At 34.2% G+C, this 18,435-nt stretch carries 19 protein-coding genes and 1 pseudogene; 1 reads left to right on the forward strand and 19 read right to left on the reverse strand.

All coding sequences use genetic code 11. From position 1 onward, the window contains the following. Window positions 1-229 precede the first annotated feature (229 nt). The 10 genes from DN408_RS05630 to DN408_RS31905 form a co-directional block, all read right to left on the reverse strand. A complete protein-coding gene (locus tag DN408_RS05630; protein ID WP_002112849.1) occupies window positions 230-541 on the reverse strand; it encodes a YbjQ family protein in 312 nt (103 codons plus the stop codon). Between the two features lie 65 nt (window positions 542-606). Beyond that, on the reverse strand, window positions 607-2,322 hold the full coding sequence (locus DN408_RS05635) for an ABC transporter ATP-binding protein (protein WP_002034767.1): 1,716 nt from the start codon (window positions 2,320-2,322) through the stop codon (window positions 607-609). A 128-nt stretch (window positions 2,323-2,450) separates the two neighbouring features. After that, window positions 2,451-3,635, reverse strand: coding sequence for a PDZ domain-containing protein (locus DN408_RS05640; RefSeq protein WP_016121049.1), 1,185 nt, complete (start codon window positions 3,633-3,635; stop codon window positions 2,451-2,453). Between the two features lie 95 nt (window positions 3,636-3,730). Next, the gene (locus DN408_RS05645) at window positions 3,731-5,167 is read right to left on the reverse strand and encodes a S41 family peptidase (protein ID WP_012261984.1); all 1,437 of its coding nucleotides are present in this window, start codon (window positions 5,165-5,167) and stop codon (window positions 3,731-3,733) included. Between the two features lie 118 nt (window positions 5,168-5,285). Then, complete coding sequence (gene ftsX, locus DN408_RS05650) at window positions 5,286-6,179, reverse strand: permease-like cell division protein FtsX (protein ID WP_002089596.1); 894 nt, start codon at window positions 6,177-6,179, stop codon at window positions 5,286-5,288. Continuing rightward, window positions 6,169-6,855, reverse strand: coding sequence for a cell division ATP-binding protein FtsE (gene ftsE, locus DN408_RS05655; protein ID WP_003192357.1), 687 nt, complete (start codon window positions 6,853-6,855; stop codon window positions 6,169-6,171). Before ftsE ends, ftsX begins: the two co-directional genes overlap by 11 nt. 323 nt (window positions 6,856-7,178) lie before the next feature. Then, window positions 7,179-7,502: a cytochrome c551 gene (gene cccB / locus DN408_RS05660; protein ID WP_002124013.1), complete on the reverse strand. Its 324-nt coding sequence runs from the start codon at window positions 7,500-7,502 to the stop codon at window positions 7,179-7,181. 453 nt (window positions 7,503-7,955) lie between these two features. Next, window positions 7,956-9,054 (reverse strand): peptide chain release factor 2 gene (gene prfB / locus DN408_RS05670; protein WP_098632007.1). Its coding sequence is split into 2 segments (ribosomal slippage): window positions 7,956-8,981 and window positions 8,983-9,054, totalling 1,098 coding nucleotides; the frame shifts between segments, so codons are not numbered across the junction. Between the two features lie 143 nt (window positions 9,055-9,197). Next, on the reverse strand, window positions 9,198-11,705 hold the full coding sequence (gene secA / locus DN408_RS05675; RefSeq protein WP_147739990.1) for a preprotein translocase subunit SecA: 2,508 nt from the start codon (window positions 11,703-11,705) through the stop codon (window positions 9,198-9,200). 283 nt (window positions 11,706-11,988) lie between these two features. Beyond that, on the reverse strand, window positions 11,989-12,111 hold the full coding sequence (locus tag DN408_RS31905) for a hypothetical protein (RefSeq protein ID WP_002167387.1): 123 nt from the start codon (window positions 12,109-12,111) through the stop codon (window positions 11,989-11,991). On the opposite strand from DN408_RS31905, the pseudogene DN408_RS31910 reads away from it, so the two are divergent. Continuing rightward, window positions 12,074-12,274: pseudogene (locus DN408_RS31910) on the forward strand (tyrosine-type recombinase/integrase); the annotation flags it as partial. The gene DN408_RS31905 and the pseudogene DN408_RS31910 sit on opposite strands and share 38 nt — an antisense overlap. 55 nt (window positions 12,275-12,329) lie before the next feature. Here the strand turns inward: DN408_RS31910 and DN408_RS05685 are convergent. The 9 genes from DN408_RS05685 to cspC form a co-directional block, all read right to left on the reverse strand. Further along, window positions 12,330-12,857 (reverse strand): hypothetical protein, encoded by a 528-nt coding sequence (locus DN408_RS05685; RefSeq protein ID WP_147740024.1) that lies wholly within the window; start codon window positions 12,855-12,857, stop codon window positions 12,330-12,332. A gap of 41 nt (window positions 12,858-12,898) precedes the next feature. Then, complete coding sequence (locus DN408_RS05690; RefSeq protein ID WP_002129921.1) at window positions 12,899-13,537, reverse strand: ATP-binding cassette domain-containing protein; 639 nt, start codon at window positions 13,535-13,537, stop codon at window positions 12,899-12,901. Between the two features lie 3 nt (window positions 13,538-13,540). Further along, window positions 13,541-14,305, reverse strand: a complete 765-nt coding sequence (locus DN408_RS05695) for a hypothetical protein (protein ID WP_002129923.1) — start codon at window positions 14,303-14,305, stop codon at window positions 13,541-13,543. A gap of 71 nt (window positions 14,306-14,376) precedes the next feature. Continuing rightward, window positions 14,377-15,072 carry a hypothetical protein gene (locus DN408_RS05700; RefSeq protein WP_002129924.1) on the reverse strand — a complete coding sequence of 232 codons (696 nt, stop codon included), beginning with the start codon at window positions 15,070-15,072 and terminating at the stop codon, window positions 14,377-14,379. Further along, window positions 15,059-15,847, reverse strand: coding sequence for a hypothetical protein (locus DN408_RS05705; RefSeq protein WP_147739991.1), 789 nt, complete (start codon window positions 15,845-15,847; stop codon window positions 15,059-15,061). The genes DN408_RS05700 and DN408_RS05705 overlap by 14 nt, the downstream gene beginning before the upstream one ends. Before the next feature lie 31 nt (window positions 15,848-15,878). Next, window positions 15,879-16,463, reverse strand: a complete 585-nt coding sequence (locus tag DN408_RS05710) for a hypothetical protein (RefSeq protein WP_002068272.1) — start codon at window positions 16,461-16,463, stop codon at window positions 15,879-15,881. 118 nt (window positions 16,464-16,581) lie between these two features. Continuing rightward, entirely contained in the window at window positions 16,582-17,076 is a 495-nt protein-coding gene (locus DN408_RS05715) for a hypothetical protein (RefSeq protein WP_147739992.1), read from the reverse strand. 288 nt (window positions 17,077-17,364) lie between these two features. After that, entirely contained in the window at window positions 17,365-17,907 is a 543-nt protein-coding gene (gene hpf / locus DN408_RS05720; RefSeq protein ID WP_002034758.1) for a ribosome hibernation-promoting factor, HPF/YfiA family, read from the reverse strand. A 320-nt stretch (window positions 17,908-18,227) separates the two neighbouring features. Continuing rightward, window positions 18,228-18,425 carry a cold shock protein CspC gene (cspC, locus tag DN408_RS05725; protein WP_001990088.1) on the reverse strand — a complete coding sequence of 66 codons (198 nt, stop codon included), beginning with the start codon at window positions 18,423-18,425 and terminating at the stop codon, window positions 18,228-18,230. Between the last annotated feature and the right edge of the window lie 10 nt (window positions 18,426-18,435).

An 18,435-nucleotide genomic window follows, 5' to 3' on the forward strand; every position in this document is an offset into this window, starting at 1 on the left:
GCTTCGACATAGAATATCACCCTACCTATCATGTTAGACACAATAACAACAAAAAGCCGTGCACCAGCACGGCTTTTCACTTTATCCCGCATTAACGGGCAGTAAGACTCCCACCTCAAAATTCGGCTTGAGCAAAGAAATTAGGTGGGAGATCAACTGCCCGTAAACGCCCGATTGGTTCAACTAATAATCAGTGGGGGATGAACCCCCCACTGATTAAAGTTTCACTTTATATACGGACAGCAGTCCCGCTCACCGCAACCATTAGCATTCCTTCGCGAACTACTTCGTAGTCCACGTCGATACCAACAATGGCGTTCGCATTTTTTTGTCTTGCGAGAGTTTTCATCTCTTCCATTGCAATGTCGCGCGCTTCTTTTAATTTACTTTCGTAAGCGCCTGCGCGACCACCGACAACGTCGCGGACAGAAGCGAAAAGGTCACGCACGATATTCGCCCCCATAATTGCTTCGCCATTGACGATATCGATATAATCAATAATCTCTTTTCCTTGAATTGTAGAAGTTGTTGTTACAATCATGATTGATAGCCTCCCGTATAAGATTTCCACTTACTTATGGTGCACTAATTCAGCAGAAATTATATTTACGAACTAAACTGCGCCTCATACAATCGGCTGTAACCCTCGCCTCGTTTAATTAGTTCCTCATGTGAACCTTGTTCTGCAATACCGTCTTTATTTACAACGACGATGCGATCTGCATTTTTAATAGTTGCAAGCCTGTGAGCGATAACTAATGTTGTACGGCCAACAGATAGTTCTGCAAGTGATTTTTGGATAGCAAGTTCTGTCTCTGTATCTAGCGCAGAAGTTGCTTCATCTAAAATTAAAATTGGCGGGTTCTTCAAGAACATACGGGCAATTGCTAAGCGCTGCTTTTGTCCTCCTGAAAGTTTCACACCACGCTCACCAATAACTGTATCTAAACCGTCTGGTTGCGAGTAAATTAAGTCCTCTAGCTGAGCACGTTTTACCGCCTGCCAAATTTCAGATTCTGAAGCTTTTAAGTTTCCGTAAGCGATATTTTCACGAATTGTTCCTGAGAATAAGAAAACATCTTGCTGTACAATTCCGATTTGCTTACGAAGTGAAGATAACGTCATCTCTTTGGTGTCAATGCCATCAATTTGAATTGATCCAGATGATTGTTCATAAAAACGAGGTAATAAACTACATAGTGTTGTTTTCCCTGCCCCTGATGGTCCAACGAAAGCAACTGTTTCACCTGCATGTATTTTCAAACTAATATCGTTTAAAATCGGCTCTTTATTTTCATATCCGAACGTGATGTTATTGTATTGAATATCGCCGTGTACATGTTTAACTTCTATTGCATCTTTAGAATCTACAATATCCGGCTCTGTTTCCAGAAGTTCTACATATCTTTTAAAACCAGCGATTCCTTTCGGATAACTTTCAATAACCGCATTAATTTTTTCAATTGGGCGGAAGAAAATATTCGTTAATAAAACGAATCCAATAAATCCACCGTACGTTAATTCACCTTGCAGAACAAACCATGTACCACATATTAATACAAAGAGTGTTACAAGACGCATCAGCATATAACTAATCGATGAATTTAACGCCATAATTTTATACGCCATTAATTTTGTTGTACGGAAACGAGCATTATTTACAGCAAATTGCTCTTTCTCAAACTTTTCATTTCCGAATGCTTGTACAACGCGGATACCACCTACATTGTTCTCGATACATGCATTGAAATCAGCAACGTCTGAGAATAAACGTCTAAACGTACCTGTCATTTTTTTATTGAAGTAAAGTGCCAACCATAATAAGAACGGGATTACGAAGAATGTTAGAAGTGCTAACTTCCAGTTAATCATCATCATAAATGAAAATGCTCCAACTAAAGTCATAATGGCAATGAATAAATCTTCTGGTCCATGGTGAGCAATTTCCCCAATTTCCATTAAATCGTTTGTAAGACGTGAAATTAAATGACCTGTTTTATTATTATCAAAAAATCTGAATGATAGCTTTTGAATGTGATCAAACAATTTCTGCCTCATATCTGTTTCAATGTTAACCCCAAGCATATGTCCCCAATATGTAACGACATATTGCAAACCTGCATTTAACACATAAACTACGAACAAACCGAAACAAGCCCATAAAATAAGCGTCCAGTTTTGTCCTGGTAATAACTTATCAATAAATTGATTTACGATAAGCGGGAAACCAAGTTCGAGTAAACCTGCGATAACTGCACAGGAAAAATCGAGTACGAATAAACCTTTGTACGGTTTATAGTAAGAAAAAAATTTACGTAGCATATCTTTCCTCCCTTTTCCAAATTAAAAGACTCTCTAAATGATAACCATTATCAAATAATTATTCAAGTTATCCGTCTATGAAACTAAAAAAACCTTCATCTATATTTGATGAAGGTTTCCATTTTATTTTATATAGCTTCCGAATCCCACTCGTGCTCTTGCTGAACAAATACAACACCTAATTCATGATGTCCCCCGGCGTATAATGCCGTTTGAGCAAGACGAAGCTCACCATTTGTATCTACTACTTCTAATTTACAAAACGCTCCTGTCGTCTTCGTTTGAAGCGCGTCATAAAACTCTTCGGTACTTCTTGGAATGATTCCATTTACTTTCGTAATAACTTCTCCAGGCTTTAAATTCATCTCTGCCCCAATTGTATTAGGAATTGTATCTAACACAACAAGTCCATCATTACGTGCTGCAAAGTATGCTGGTCTTTTCTCGTCTGCAATTTTCTCTTGCATCGAGATTGTAAAGCGCCCAAGCATTGCGACTCCCATCGCGATAATTGCGAATACGTGCCACCAGTAACTTGCGATACCTAAAACGAGTACGAGCCCCGCTAAACCATAGACACGTCTTCCTGTAAATAATAAAGCTTCCGTCGGCTCATAACTTCTAACCTTTCTCATAAATCCAATTAAAAATGGAACGAGGAATAAAGAGTATGTAGTCGAACCTATTGAAACGACAGGCCACCAAGAAATAAATCCTGTCACCGCGTCTCCTGGTATAAGAATAAATACTGGTACAAGCCATAAACGATTGGATTCATGTAGTCCAATTCGTAGCCCACGCTTACCTTTGTTAATTTTCGGCGTAGAATAACGAACTGCATTTTTAGAGATTAATAAACCCTCTACAACGAGCATAACGCCTAGTAAAATAGCAAGGGATACAATCGTACCCTCTTCACCTTCTCCAAGCTGTAAGAAGGAAACTGGCATCTTAGACGATAACAACACGAGTGCAATCGCGATTCCGAAAGTATAAGCTACAGATAAATATCGATACATAGCAGTTAATCCGAATAATAACGTCCAAAGTAAAATTGCCCATAAACTCGCTTTTGAAACAACAAGCCCAAGCCCAATCGTAATAATAGATACGATTAATCCGTACCCAATACCTGCAAATAGAGTTGTTCGTAGTTCAAACCAAATATCATATACTTTAAAAGAAAAATCTTTTCGTTCTCGTAATATACGTAAGTATCCAACGAAGATACTACTAATTAAAAATACATAGACAGCAGGGTGTAAGAAAAAACGTCCAACTGCTCGTAGTATTTCAAAAAGCCATGCCTCCACGAATTCATTCACCACCATTTATATCATTCTTTCTTTTTATCTTATCATATTTAACACATAAAAAAATACAGGCATCAAAGTGCCTGTATTCTTTCTTATTTCGCTATTAATTTCAATGCCGTCTGTAATTGTAAATCATTTTCTCCAGAACGGATTTTTTCAATGATTTTAGTTTGAATCGCTTCAGCTGTCTTTTTATCAAGTTGTCCTGTTGCTTCCATCTCATTCGCATTTTGGAATGCTTTTAGTGCTGATTCTGTCTCTTTGCTAAAGTATCCATCTTCACGTCCTGGTACATATCCTAAGCTCTTAAGCATTTCTTGCGCGTGTTTTACTTGTACATCATTTGAATTGTATGAAAGTGTCTTTTCAATTTGAATTGGTGTCGCATGATAATAATCTGGTTGCTTCACTTCTACAGTTGGCGCGATTCCTTTTTTATGAATCCAATTGCCATCTGGTGTTAACCATTTAAACATTGTTAATTTAATGTTGCTGCCATCTTTAAATGGAACAGCCTGTTGAACAGTACCTTTACCAAACGTTTTTTCACCAATTAAATCGTATCCTTCTCCTTCTTTTAGCGCACCAGCTAAAATCTCTGAAGCAGAAGCACTTCCGTTATCAATTAATACTGAAATTGGATATGACTTTCTCTCTTTCAGTTCCGTAGAGAATTTCTTCTTCTCACCATTTCGCTGTTCTACTTGTAGCATTGGCTTTTTATCTGTCATGATGTCTCCTAGTATATCTTCTACACTATTTAAATAACCGCCAGGATTACCACGCACGTCAATAACTAAGCCCTTTATGTTTTTCTTCTCTAGCTCTTTTAACTGATCCTTAAATTCTTTCGCAGTATTTTCAGCGAAAGAAGTAATTTGCATATAACCGATATCTTTTCCGCTATCTTGCTTTACGGAACTAAATACAGTAAAAATCGGAATCTTTTCACGCTTAATTTTAAATTCTATCGGATCAGCCACTCCTGCGCGCTTAATTTCAATTGCAACAGTCGTTCCTTTTTTACCACGAATTTTTAATACTGCTTCTTCACGTGATAAATCTTTCACACTATTTCCATCTACAGATAAAATTTGGTCATTCGGTTTAATTCCTATCTTTTCTGCTGGTGAACCTTTAATTGGCGATACGATAATAAGCTTACCGTCCGTCTTGTTCACTTCAGCTCCAATCCCTTCAAGTTCAGGATCCAATGACTGACTAAACTGTTTTGCCGTTTCTTTATCCATATACGTGGAATAAGGGTCCTTCAGCGTAGACAACATTCCCTGTATCGCACCTTCGACTAATTTGTCGTCTTTCACGTCTTCCACATAACGTGAATCAATTAGTGCATACGCCTCATTAATCTTTACCAAATTCCCTTGCGCTGTGCCAGCATTACCATTCGATACTGTTTGCGTTACATACGCTGGGTTTATCCCAAACCAGTACATACCACCAAACATCCCGCCAGCACCAATTAAAAATGCAACAACCATTCCAATAATTGCAACTCTACGTTTCAATGCGGAATTCCCCTTTCCAGAACACACAGGTGGTGTAGCAAAAGGCATCACACGATGTGTGATGCCTTTACCTATTTCTACTATATGATAAGCTTGTACGAATTATGTTTGCAACTTTTTATACTTTTAAGAAGCGACGAATTGACATTACACTTCCCCACATACCGATTAATGCACCGATTAACATTAATAAACCAGCTAATTGGAATACGAATGGGTTGTATGGTAGAAGCTCGAAAATTGTTCCGCCAAGTTTTTCATTAAACACACCTTGCAATGAATTATACATAACTAAAATTAGGCCAATTGGAATAATTGATCCTAATACTCCTAGGAATAATCCCTCTAACAAGAACGGCCAACGAATAAACCAGTTTGTTGCACCAACAAGTTTCATAATTTCAATTTCAGTACTACGAGCATAAATTGTAATTTTAATTGTGTTAGAGATTAAGAACATCGCTGTGAATAGAAGACCCGCAATTAACGCAATCCCGATGTTACGACCAGTTTTTACAGTATCAAATAATTTTTCAACTTGACCTTTACCGTATTGAACATTACTTACAAACTGCATTTTCTCAATCTTTTTCGCAATTGTTGCCGTATCTGTTGGTTCTTTCGCCTTTACAACAAATACGTTTTTCAGTGGGTTATCTTGCTCAAATAACTCGAACGTTTTTCCACTATCGCCTAAGCTTTTAATTAAACGTTTCAACTCTTCTTCTTTAGAAGAATATTTAATAGAATCTACTTTCGCAATTTTACTCATATCTTCTTCTAATTTCTTTTGATCAGCTTCTTTTGCTGCTGGATCAACATGCACACGAATTTCTACATCTTGCTCTACTTTCGTCGCAAAATGGTTCATATTCATAATCGCTGTCAAAAAGACACCTACAAGTAATAATGTAACTGTTACTGCACTTACAGAAGCAAATGTCATCCATCCGTTACGGGATAGATTTTTCACACCTTCTCGCAAATGTCGACTAAGGGTTTTAGCCTTCATATCCGTATCCTCCCTCAATCTCGTCTCGAACAATTTTTCCGCCTTCAATTGCAATTACACGATGACGAATTGTATTTACGATATCTGCGTTATGTGTCGCCATAACAATCGTTGTACCACGCTCATTAATACGTTTAAAAATCTTCATAATATCAAGAGCTGTTTCAATATCTAAGTTACCTGTTGGCTCATCGGCAATTACAACCTTTGGCTTATTTACAATCGCTCTTGCAATCGCCACACGTTGTTGCTCTCCGCCCGAAAGCTCATTTGGAAGTGCATCGGCACGCTCTTCAAGACCAACAAGACCTAACACTTCTGTAACGCGCTCACGAATCGCTTCCTTCTCTTCTTCAATTACTTCTAAAGCAAACGCAACATTCTCATATACCGTTAATTTAGGTAGCAATTTAAAATCTTGGAAAATCACGCCTAATTGACGACGGAAATATGGAACATCTCTTTCTGCTAATGTTTCAATTACAAGTCCATTTACATTAATTGATCCTGTAGATGGCTTCTCTTCACGATACATCATTTTAATAAATGTAGATTTTCCGGCTCCACTCGGTCCAACTACGTATACGAATTCACCTTGTTTAATGTTAACTGTGAGACCAGCAATGGCTTTCATACCATTTGGGTACTCCTTATAAACATTCGTCATTTTTATCATTATTTATCACCCAATACTTAATGATTTTTTTAGAAATACTTTTCTGTACATTTGAAAATAAAAGAAAAACCTTTATTTTCATTCGACCATTCTTGTTGAAGGTAGCTTCCATACATACTTTTTATTAGCAATGCTACTCTATGTAATATATTTCATCAAAATTCTACAAACCCCATTGTAACATCAATCGGTTTCCAATTCGGATACAATTTTGTTACAGTTATGTTACATCCTAATAAAAGGTAAACGAGCTCATGTAATTACTTAACTCGAAGCACTTTTCGGTCAAGTTATACAATCAGCTCGTTTATTAATTACGTTTCTTATTTATGCTCCGCTAACCATTCAGCTACTTTTTTCGCATCTTCACCTTGAATAATTCCTGGTGACATTGAACCGCGGCCTTTTTCAATAATCTTTTCAATCTCTGCTGCGTCATATTTCTGTCCTACTTTTCGTAAATCTGGTCCAGTTGCTCCTGATAAATCTTTAGCGTGACAACCTATACAACTTTTTTGGAAAATTTGCTCTGCGCTATCTGTGCTTGCAGATTGTTTTGATGGTTTACTCTCTTCTTTATTTCCACATGCTCCTAAAGCAAAAACGACTGACGTCCCCAGCGTAATAGCCAACAATTTCTTTTTCACTTCTATCGCTCCCCATTGTTGATATTCTTTTCATTCATAACTAGGCAATAGTTTTCATAACACATTCAATATTCATTATAAGCATTATCTTTATATAGAAAAACTAAGGTGTATTTCATATTTTTCACAAATATAGTGAGAAGCCTAATAAAATAAGCTTTCATAAATTGTTTCAATTCTGTGAACACCTTAGAAAGTTCTATAAAGAGCCTTTTTCTCCAATCAAAACTGAGAAATTCTATATAAAGTCCTACTCTATTACCACTTTGTTTTACTATTTACCTTTTACAAAACAATATACGGCATTGTATTCTACATATAATCTCATCAAAAAGAGAAGTTGTCGTTTCCAACTTCTCTTCCTCTTTATTTCATCAATATAAATAAGATAAGCCTCTTTATATCCTCTTGGACCTCAGCATGTGCCAACAATTCTGTTGGCTTTTTCTCTTATTAAATACGAGAACGTAAATACGCATCAATAAACGGATTAATTTCTCCATCCATAACTGCTTGTACGTTACCAACTTCTGTATTTGTACGATGGTCTTTCACAAGAGAATACGGGTGGAATACGTAAGAACGGATTTGGCTGCCCCATCCAATTTCTTTTTGCTCTCCGCGAATCTCATCTAATTGTGCTTGTTGTTCTTCTAATTTCTTTTGATATAATTTCGCTTTTAGCATTTTCATCGCATGCTCACGGTTTTTAATTTGAGAACGCTCTGACTGACATGTTACAACCGTGTTTGTCGGTAGATGAGTTATACGAACTGCTGAATCTGTCGTATTAACGTGCTGTCCACCTGCACCACTTGCACGATACGTATCTATTTTCAAATCTTCTGTACGCACTTCAATTTCAACTTCATCATTGAATTCAGGTACAACTTCACAAGATACGAACGATGTATGACGACGACCTGAAGAATCGAACGGTGAAATACGTACAAGACGATGTACACCTTTCTCCGCTTTCAAGTAACCGTAAGCGTTATGACCTTTAATTAATAATGTAACACTCTTAATACCAGCTTCATCGCCCGGTAAGTAGTCAACCGTTTCTACTTTAAACCTACGTTTTTCAGCCCAGCGCGTGTACATACGTAATAACATAGAACCCCAGTCTTGTGACTCTGTTCCACCTGCACCTGGGTGTAATTCTAAAATAGCGTTATTTTTATCATAAGGATCGCTTAATAGTAACTGCAGCTCGTACTCATTCATTTCTTGAATTAAAGTTTTCACTTCAGATTCTAGTTCCTCATGTAAATCTTCATCATACTCTTCTTTAAGTAAGTCATGCGTCATTTCTAAGTTTTCGAACGTCTCATCTAACTGACGGAATCTTCCAACCATATCTTTCAGCGCATTCGCTTCATTAATTACAGCTTGTGCGCCTTGTTGGTCATCCCAAAATCCTGCGCCCATCATCGTTTCTTCTAATTCTGCAATTTGTTTTTCCTTAGCAGGAAGGTCAAAGAGACCCCCTAAAAGCCGCTAATCTCTTAGCCATTTTTTCTAATTCTTGCCTAATTTCTACTAATTCCATTTCCTTCACCTCTATGTAATTGCTGTTACTTTCATATGAAAACAAGGGAAACTCTCTCCGCTTATTACGGAGAGAGTTTAATCCTTTTCATTATACATTTTTGATGTAAAAATTTGCAAAGCAGTCTAAACTACAGTTTCTTATTACTGCCCAATGCCACAACAGTTTTTATATTTCTTGCCACTACCACATTTACATAAATCGTTGCGTCCCATTTGGTCACCTTTTACAACCGGTTTTTTCTTCGCGTCTTCGCCATCGCTTGATGGATGAACAGCTTCACCTTGAACAACTTCTTGACGCTCTAAGTTTTGCTCAATTTCAGCTTTCATAATGTAACGAGAGATTTCCTCTTCAATAGAAGCGATCATCGACTCGAACATTGCGAACCCTTCCATTTGGTATTCACGAAGTGGATCGATTTGTCCGTAAGCACGTAAATGAATACCTTCACGAAGGTGATCCATTGCATCGATATGATCTGTCCATTTCGTATCTACAACACGGAATACAACAACCTTTTCGAATTCACGCGTCTGCTCTTCAGGTAGAAGCTTCTCTTTTTCGTTATAACGCTCTAATAATTTCGCGATAATTGATTCGCTCATTTCTTCTGGAGCAAGGCGACGTAACTCTTCTTCTTTTACATCTCCTTCTTCAAGAAGGTTTGTATTTAAGTAATCGACAAGACCTTTAATGCTCCAATCTTCTTCGATTTCTTCTTGCGTATGAAGTGCAACAGCACGTTCTATCGTAGATTTCATCATACCTTCAATAATACTGCGTAAGTTCTCTGAATCCATTACTTCTTGACGCTGTTTATAAATTACTTCACGTTGTTGACGAAGTACATCGTCGTATTGCAATAGCTGCTTACGTGCATCATAGTTATTTCCTTCCACACGTTTTTGTGCAGATTCTACAGCACGAGAAACCATTTTACTTTCGATTGGCTGTGAATCATCCATACCAAGACGATCCATCATCGCTTTCATATTGTCAGAACCGAAGCGGCGCATTAGTTCATCTTCCATTGATAAGTAGAACTGTGTTACACCAGGGTCCCCTTGACGACCAGAACGACCACGTAACTGATTATCAATACGACGGCTTTCGTGACGCTCTGTACCGATAACTGCTAGACCGACGTTTCTAATATCCTCGCCTAACTTAATATCCGTACCACGACCAGCCATATTCGTCGCAATTGTTACAGCGCCTTTCATACCAGCTTCTGCAATGATATCTGCTTCACGCGCATGGTTTTTTGCATTTAAGATATTATGACGTACACCTTTACGTGTTAACATTTTTGAAATAAGCTCTGACGTTTCAATTGCAACTGTACCAACAAGAATAGGTTGCCCTTGCTTATGACGATTTACAATATCCTCAACAACTGCATTGAATTTACCTTCCATTGATTTGAAGATTAAATCAGCACGATCATCACGAATAATATCTTTATTCGTTGGAATTACGATAACATTCATATTGTAAATACTACGGAATTCTTCTTCTTCCGTTTTCGCTGTACCAGTCATACCAGATAATTTTTCGTACATACGGAAGTAGTTTTGGAACGTAATTGTTGCAAGCGTCATACTTTCATTTTGAATTTCTACGCCTTCTTTTGCTTCAATAGCTTGATGTAAACCTTCGCTATAACGACGACCTTTCATGAGACGACCAGTGAATTGGTCTACGATTACGATTTCGCCTTCTTGTACAACATAATCTGTATCAAGGTGCATAACAACGTGTGCACGAAGCGCCTGATTAATATGGTGAAGAAGTGCTACATGTTTTAAATCGAATAAGTTATCGATATGGAAAGCTTTCTCAGCTTTCGTAATACCATCTTCTGTTAACATTACATTTTTCGTTTTCACATCAAATGAATATTCTTTTTCATTTTCTAATGTACGAACGAATGCATTTGCAAACATGTATAGCTCTGCTGATTTTTGAGCTTGTCCCGAAATAATAAGCGGCGTACGTGCTTCATCAACTAAAATAGAATCGACTTCATCGATGATAGCAAAATTAAGTGGACGCTGAACGCACTGCTCTCTATATAACACCATGTTGTCACGTAAGTAATCGAACCCAAGCTCGTTATTTGTGCTATACGTAATATCAGCAGCATAAGCAGCTTGTTTCTCTTCACGTGACATACTATTTAAGTTAATCCCTACAGTTAGGCCAAGGAACTCATGAAGTTGTCCCATTTCGCTCGCATCACGTTGCGCTAAGTATTCATTGACTGTAACAACGTGAACACCTTTTCCTGTTAATGCGTTTAAATATACAGGTAAAGTAGATGTTAACGTTTTACCTTCACCTGTTTTCATCTCAGAGATATTTCCTTCATGTAAGGCGATACCACCCATTAGCTGTACGCCATATGGACGCATTCCAAGAACACGATTCGCTGCTTCACGAACAACCGCAAAAGCTTCAGGAAGTAGATCATCTACTGTCTCACCTTTTGTTAGACGTTCTTTAAATTCAATCGTCTTTCCTTTTAATTGTTCATCAGTTAGCGGCTTAATAGATGATTCTAATGCATCAATTTGCTCCACTGTCTTCTGCATACGTTTAATTTGGCGTTGGTTGACATCAAATACCTTTTTTAAAATACCGATCATAGGAAATACGCTCCTCTTTTATTAAAATAAAACTTCCGATTGCTTTCTTTTTCTCTTTACAATCAGTCGTTATAAAAATCAAATTTATGTTATGCCAATTTTTCTCCTAATTAAAAAACTAAAATGTATAAACCTAATGATAATTGTAACACTTGTCTTATAACTATGACAACAATCGTCCAAATGTCGAGCCGTAGATTCAGAAAAAGTTTTTATTTTATTCGTTTCAACAAATTAATAATTCTTTTCCCTACCTCTCTATTTCAAATTCATATTCCAAATTTCATATTAATTCTAAATAATATTCTTTCCCGTTCCCTTTAAAGAGAGTAGCTGGAATGAACATATTAGTAAGATTCAAATCGACAATTACAAAAGCCAAAGATTTTGCCGGTGCAGCATCCATAGATACTCACACAATGCGCAAAACCTTCAGCTTTTGATTTCTATAAACAATATCTATCATTATATTGCAAGATATACTCAACCACAGCAACTCAAAAATAAACTTAAAATATATAGATATCAATAAAGAAGAAAAAGACACTCTACTTAATACATTTTATATAGAACTTTTTCTTTTTTTACAATTACACTTCAAATTAATACTACTAATAAATGTTATTAATTTATTGGTATTTCTAATTCATGATATTTCCCTTTCTTATCCTTCATAAAAGAAATGAATTTCACCTTAGTTGATTCATTTGAAAAGTTTTTATAATTTTTATAAGGGTCATCTCCTATAAAATAATTTGTCCCTATATATCCTCGTACTGTTTTACCAGCAGGTATTACAGGATCAAACTGATATTTTTCAGGTAATTCCATTGAATAAGGAACTAAATTATAAAACTCCCCTATTTTAGAATAAAACATTGTATTAGAAATAGACTTATTACTAAATAAGTTAATATCCCGATTTGTTGTATTTGTAATATTTAAAAGTAACACATACGTCACTACTTCACGGTCTTCATAAGGATCATAAACTTTTGTAGGATCAAGAGGCTCAAGTGCATGAAACTTCACTCCTTGTCCATCATCAAAAGTTCTATTAGATAAAAAATCATCTTTTACCACTTTATAAGATTCATTATTTTGATTTAATGTTTTAAATCTAAACAAACTAGCAAATGTACATAGCAACACACACAATCCAATGATTATTAAGACATGTTTTCTTGTCACTATTAATCTACCAACTTTCCATTATTAACATGTACAATACGATCTACTATTCCATTATTTAGAACATGCACATCATGACTAGCTACAATAATAGTCGTTCCCTTAGATTTTTCTACTTCCAAAATATCTAAAACATCTTTTATCCCATCACTATCTAAAGCATTAGTTGGCTCGTCTAATAACAATAATTTTGGTCGTTCCATTAAAGCTTGCGCTATCCCTAAACGTTGTTTCATACCTAAAGAGTATCTTTTATACTTTCTCTTATCTGCTTTATCAAGTCCAACCCTTTGAATAATATTATAAATTTCCTCATCAGAAATTTTATTGTTAATCGATGCTAAAAATTTCAAGTTCTGAAAACCAGTATACCCTGGAATAAAACTTGGATATTCAATCAATATTCCCATAGAATCAGGAAATTGCTTTTGTTTCCCAATCATTTTATTATCTATATAAACAAATCCAGAATTCAAACGCATTAACCCTGATATAGCTCGTAAAATCATCGTTTTACCAGAGCCATTATGCCCCTTCAAAACTAAAAACTCGCCTTTTTTTATCGATAAACTAATATTATCTAACACAATATTTCCTTTTAATTTTTTCATCATACATTCACATTTAATATAATTGTCCATAAATTATTCACCTATCACATCTAGTTTTTTAAAACAAAAACTACCTAATAAAATCATTACAACAACAATTACTACTCCTATTAAAAGTAAATCATTACATTGAATAGATTGATTATTACCTAAAGTCAATTGAATTGAACTGTGATCAACAAAATACCAGCGATTTGGCATAACAAAAGAGCCTAAAAAATAAATATTATGAAAGAAAATAGACATAAATAGGTACATCAACATCAGTACAAAAACAATAGTTATTGGTATATAAAACGTTAAAAACTCAAAAATTAAAGCTAATAAAAAGCTTATGATTATTTGAATTAGCATAGTACCTAATATTTTATAAGAAAATTGACTATATAAATTTAAAAAAGAATACTCGCCAAAAGAAAGCAAATAGTAAACAGTAAACCAAAGAAAATACATAACAATCCAAATACTAATTATATAAAAGACCAAAGATAGTATTTTCGTTAACCAAAGAAAATGCTTCTTTTTAACACGAGGAAATAAATAAACACCATTCTGTTGAATATCTGAAAAAGCAAAATTCCCTACAAGCAACAAAGGAGTGATTTGAAAAAAAATCCAATAAAAAGGGATAGAAAATCGCCCCTCCTTATAAAAGTGAGATAAATCAACAAAGTCTACTCCATGAAAAAATCGATAAAAGGTAACATCTACTAATCCAGGTTCTTTACCATTAATAAGAGACTGATTGTATAAAAAAGTAAATACAATCATAGCGTAAATTAAGAATAAAAAAGCCATTATCTTGATGGAATCTCTAAACCTTACATGTAAATCTCTTTTTAACAAATGATATAAAATCATAATGTAAACTAGATCACCTCTGTTTCATCATTCATAGAAATATAACTTTTTTTAGATAAAATCCATACACTTATAAAAAAGATAGAAAAACATCCAAATAAACGTATAAATAAACCCGTAGCATCTTCAAACACATTTATATAAAAAACATTTGTAAATAAAAATCCATGTAATATAAATCTATCTAGTAAAACAGCAGTGATCATACATATTATTGCAAGTAAACTAGGTAAAAATAATTGCAACAAAGCACTTATCATACATATGAAAATATTCGCAAATAATTGAATGCAAAATAATAATGGATAATTCACAGAAATACTGTTTACAGCCATCATATTTGACATCAAAAATAACTGTAAAATCATACTCCCCGCAAAAAAATAAACGAAAACTAATAATTTTAAATAATATATAGAAACTAATTTCAATGCATTATTCACTCTATAAACAACATAAATACTAAAAAAATTCGACATAGAATATACAGAAAAAACGATTGTTAAAGGAATAAATATAGTTGATAAATTATAAAACGACATAACCTTATACAAAGTTTCCAATTCATTCATTTTCTCTTTTACAATTCCAGGTTCAAAATAATTGAACAAACAACCAATGATACTGACATTAAGTAAAAAGAGAATACTTAACCAAACATATTTCATCCTTATAGTTTCTTTCATTACATTATAAAAGAACATGCTTCCTACTCCCCCGTAAATAAAGAACTACAGAGCAAAACCAAATACATAACAGTACACTAAGAAAAACTTGTAATTCAAAAAAGCCGAAATCTTTAATTAAATAATCTTTAGGATTGAGAATCCCTTTTCCAATACCAAGCCAAAAAATATGTAAAATAAATGGAACTAAATAAATAAAATAAACTCGTTTTATAAAAAACGAAACTGATAAAGCCAAACTTGAAAAAACTGCACCGTATAAACCATTTAAAAATACATACGTTAGAAAATATAAAGTAGGGTACTCATAATAAACTATATGAACTTGAGCTGTTGGTGAAACAGTAGAAGCCATATAATTTAATATTGGATGCGGAGTAACTGTTGGATAAGTCATTGCATATAAATAAAAATTAAATAGTATAGGGACACTTATAATAAAAAAAGATACAATGAAATTCATAAAATAAAGTAGCTTAAAATAATGACGTGTTCCCATTTTAGAAATAACAGGATAAATAAATCCATAATTTTTATCAGTTCTATAAATACCTGCTACAGCCATTGCAGAAAGCATAGGAAATATAAGTAGATAAAACTCACTATAAAACGATAATCTAGTAAAATATAAAATATTAGACAAATATGGGGATACCTTTATAATCCCATCATCGTTAAATCCTTTAGTTGTTACACACATAGCAATATATTGAGCAATAACAATTATTAACATAATAAATAAAGACAACCAAAACATCCTACCTTTTAAAATCCTTCCTAAAAAGTAACTCATCTATAGCTCCTCCATAAACCATTAATTAAATTTAAATCTTTTTTAATATGAATAATTGATCCGCAACACCATAACATTTATTTTCTTTATTTAACCAAATGTAACGAAAAGAAACATTTGCTCTCTCTCCTTCAAATTTAGGAAACTCAACTTCATACTGATAAACATCATACTGATAAACACCATTTGCATCTTTTCTTTGTACACTCTTAACTTCTTGTTTCCACTGAATTACTTTTCCATCAATTTGTTCAATCCGTCCCAAAAGATACGTTGGTTTTTTCTTATTCGTAACACCCGTTAAAAAAACATAATAATTTTCTGGTATAACTCCTGACTTTAAATTTTTATCTAAAAGCTTATCTTCTATTGCAATATCATTTCTATCTATTTGACCTTGAAAGAAATCATTACCATTTTCATTCCCAAAAAATACTTGTTCATAAATAGTATTTTTCTTAATTTCTTGCAACTGAATACTTTTTAAATTTCCTTTTTCCGTTAAAGTATCTTCAATATTTACAATAGGTTCATCTACTTTCTTTTGACAAGAAACTAAGAAACTAATACTCAATATAAAAAAACAAACTAAAATATATTTTGAAATAAGTTTCATTACAGCTCCTCCTATTTTTAAAAATTAAATAGCAGAAAAAGTCGTATAATCTAGATTAGAAACTATACGACTTTTTCTAGCGCTACAAAATAAATAATTTCAATTTATAATTTCTAAATCAATATTCGATGTAAGGTCCATTAGGTCTTACACTATCAGGGCTCCAAGCAGTAGGATAAGCATTATTTTCTCTAGAATAACCACCAAATCTAACAGGAACATTTTTCCCATAGTTTTCATGTGCATAATTTCTGAAAAGATATGTTTTACCTGGTTGCACTTCTCCTTCATGCTTACCTGAATCACCTGAAACATTTACCCATTTTCTATCTTCTGCATTTTTATTTTTATCCGCTTCTGTCCAAACGTTGAAAGAACCACCGCCCTTCTCACTGCTCTTCACACGCATATACATAGAAGTATCATTCTCTTTAGGACGTGCCTTAGTATAATCATATGCATTCCAAAGTCTAAAGGTAAATTCCACATGATCATCCCTTGTATTAGCCTTAGTATCAGCCTTAGCCGGTTCGGTTAAAGCAAAAGTACTAGCTAAAATACCTAAAGATAAAACAGATCCAAACATAAAACGACTTTTTTTCTTAATACTCACTAAAAACACCTCCGATAATTTGTAGCATTATATTGATTTTATTTTTTCACTGAAGGAATAAACTAAATCTTTATAATGCATTATTAGGATATCATGGTCGAAATGCACTATCACTTAATTCCAGGAAACTTAACATTTTATTTACAATTATAAAATTTTGTTAAATTAAACAAAATTAGTATCCTCATGGCAAGGAAATACTTGTAGAGATAATCACACTCAAAATCTCAATACAACCACTAAAACATATAAAAAAAGCGCAGCCATTTCGGCTGCGCTTTTGAATGATTATTTAGTTTCGATTAAACCATATTTCCCATCTTTACGGCCATATACAACATTAGTTTCATTTGTATCAGCATTTGTGAAGACGAAGAAACTATGTCCTAGCATATCCATTTGCAAGATCGCTTCTTCAACGTCCATCGGTTTTAAATCGAATCGTTTTGTACGTACAAGTTCTAATTCATCCTCTTCTACCGCATCCAGAACAGCTACTGCTTCCGGAAGGATAAAGTTAGTTTTCACAGAACCTTTCTCACGTAATTTACGGTTTACCTTTGTTTTATGTTTACGAATTTGTCGCTCAATTTTATCAACTACTAAATCAATCGCAGCGTACATATCGCTATTTGTTTCTTCTGCACGAAGTAATAAATCTGTAAATGGAATTGTTACCTCGATACGTTGCTTGTCAGAGTATACTTTTAAATTAACCTTAATCTCTGGGAATGTATCAAAATAACGCTCTAATTTACTTAGCTTTTTCTCTACATATTCCTTTAATGCTGGAGTTACTTCAATATTTTCACCACGAATGTTGAATTTCATAGATGAATTCCTCCTTTCAAGCCTATGTACTATAATTTCGACATTGGCTTAAAAACTCCTTCTAATTTTTTTAAAAAATTAGTGGAATTGCGATTTTTTTATCGTTTTTTGTTGAAATGAAAAGATGCATCGTTTCTATCTTTATTTTATCCTATTAACATCGTGAATAACGAATGTAACTGTGGACAATTAGTTACAGAAAAGAAACAACTTTTTGACAACTCCTCTAAAACAAAAAAGCCCTTGTTACGAGCAAGAGCTTTCGCCATCTATATAATGCTGCTAAAAATACAGCTCTATCTTTTCCAAAAACTTAATTTTTACAGTTTCACAACATTAGCCGCTTGTGGCCCACGTGCTCCATCAACAATATCAAACTCCACTTGTTGACCTTCTTCTAACGACTTATACCCATCTTGTTGAATAGCAGAAAAATGAACAAACACATCGTCACCATCTTCACGCTCAATAAACCCAAATCCCTTTTCTGCATTGAACCATTTTACTCGTCCTTGCATGTTCATTCCA

It is taken from the genome of Bacillus sp. AR13-1 (genome assembly GCF_008042285.1).
GTDB classification, from domain to species: domain Bacteria; phylum Bacillota; class Bacilli; order Bacillales; family Bacillaceae_G; genus Bacillus_A; species Bacillus_A mycoides.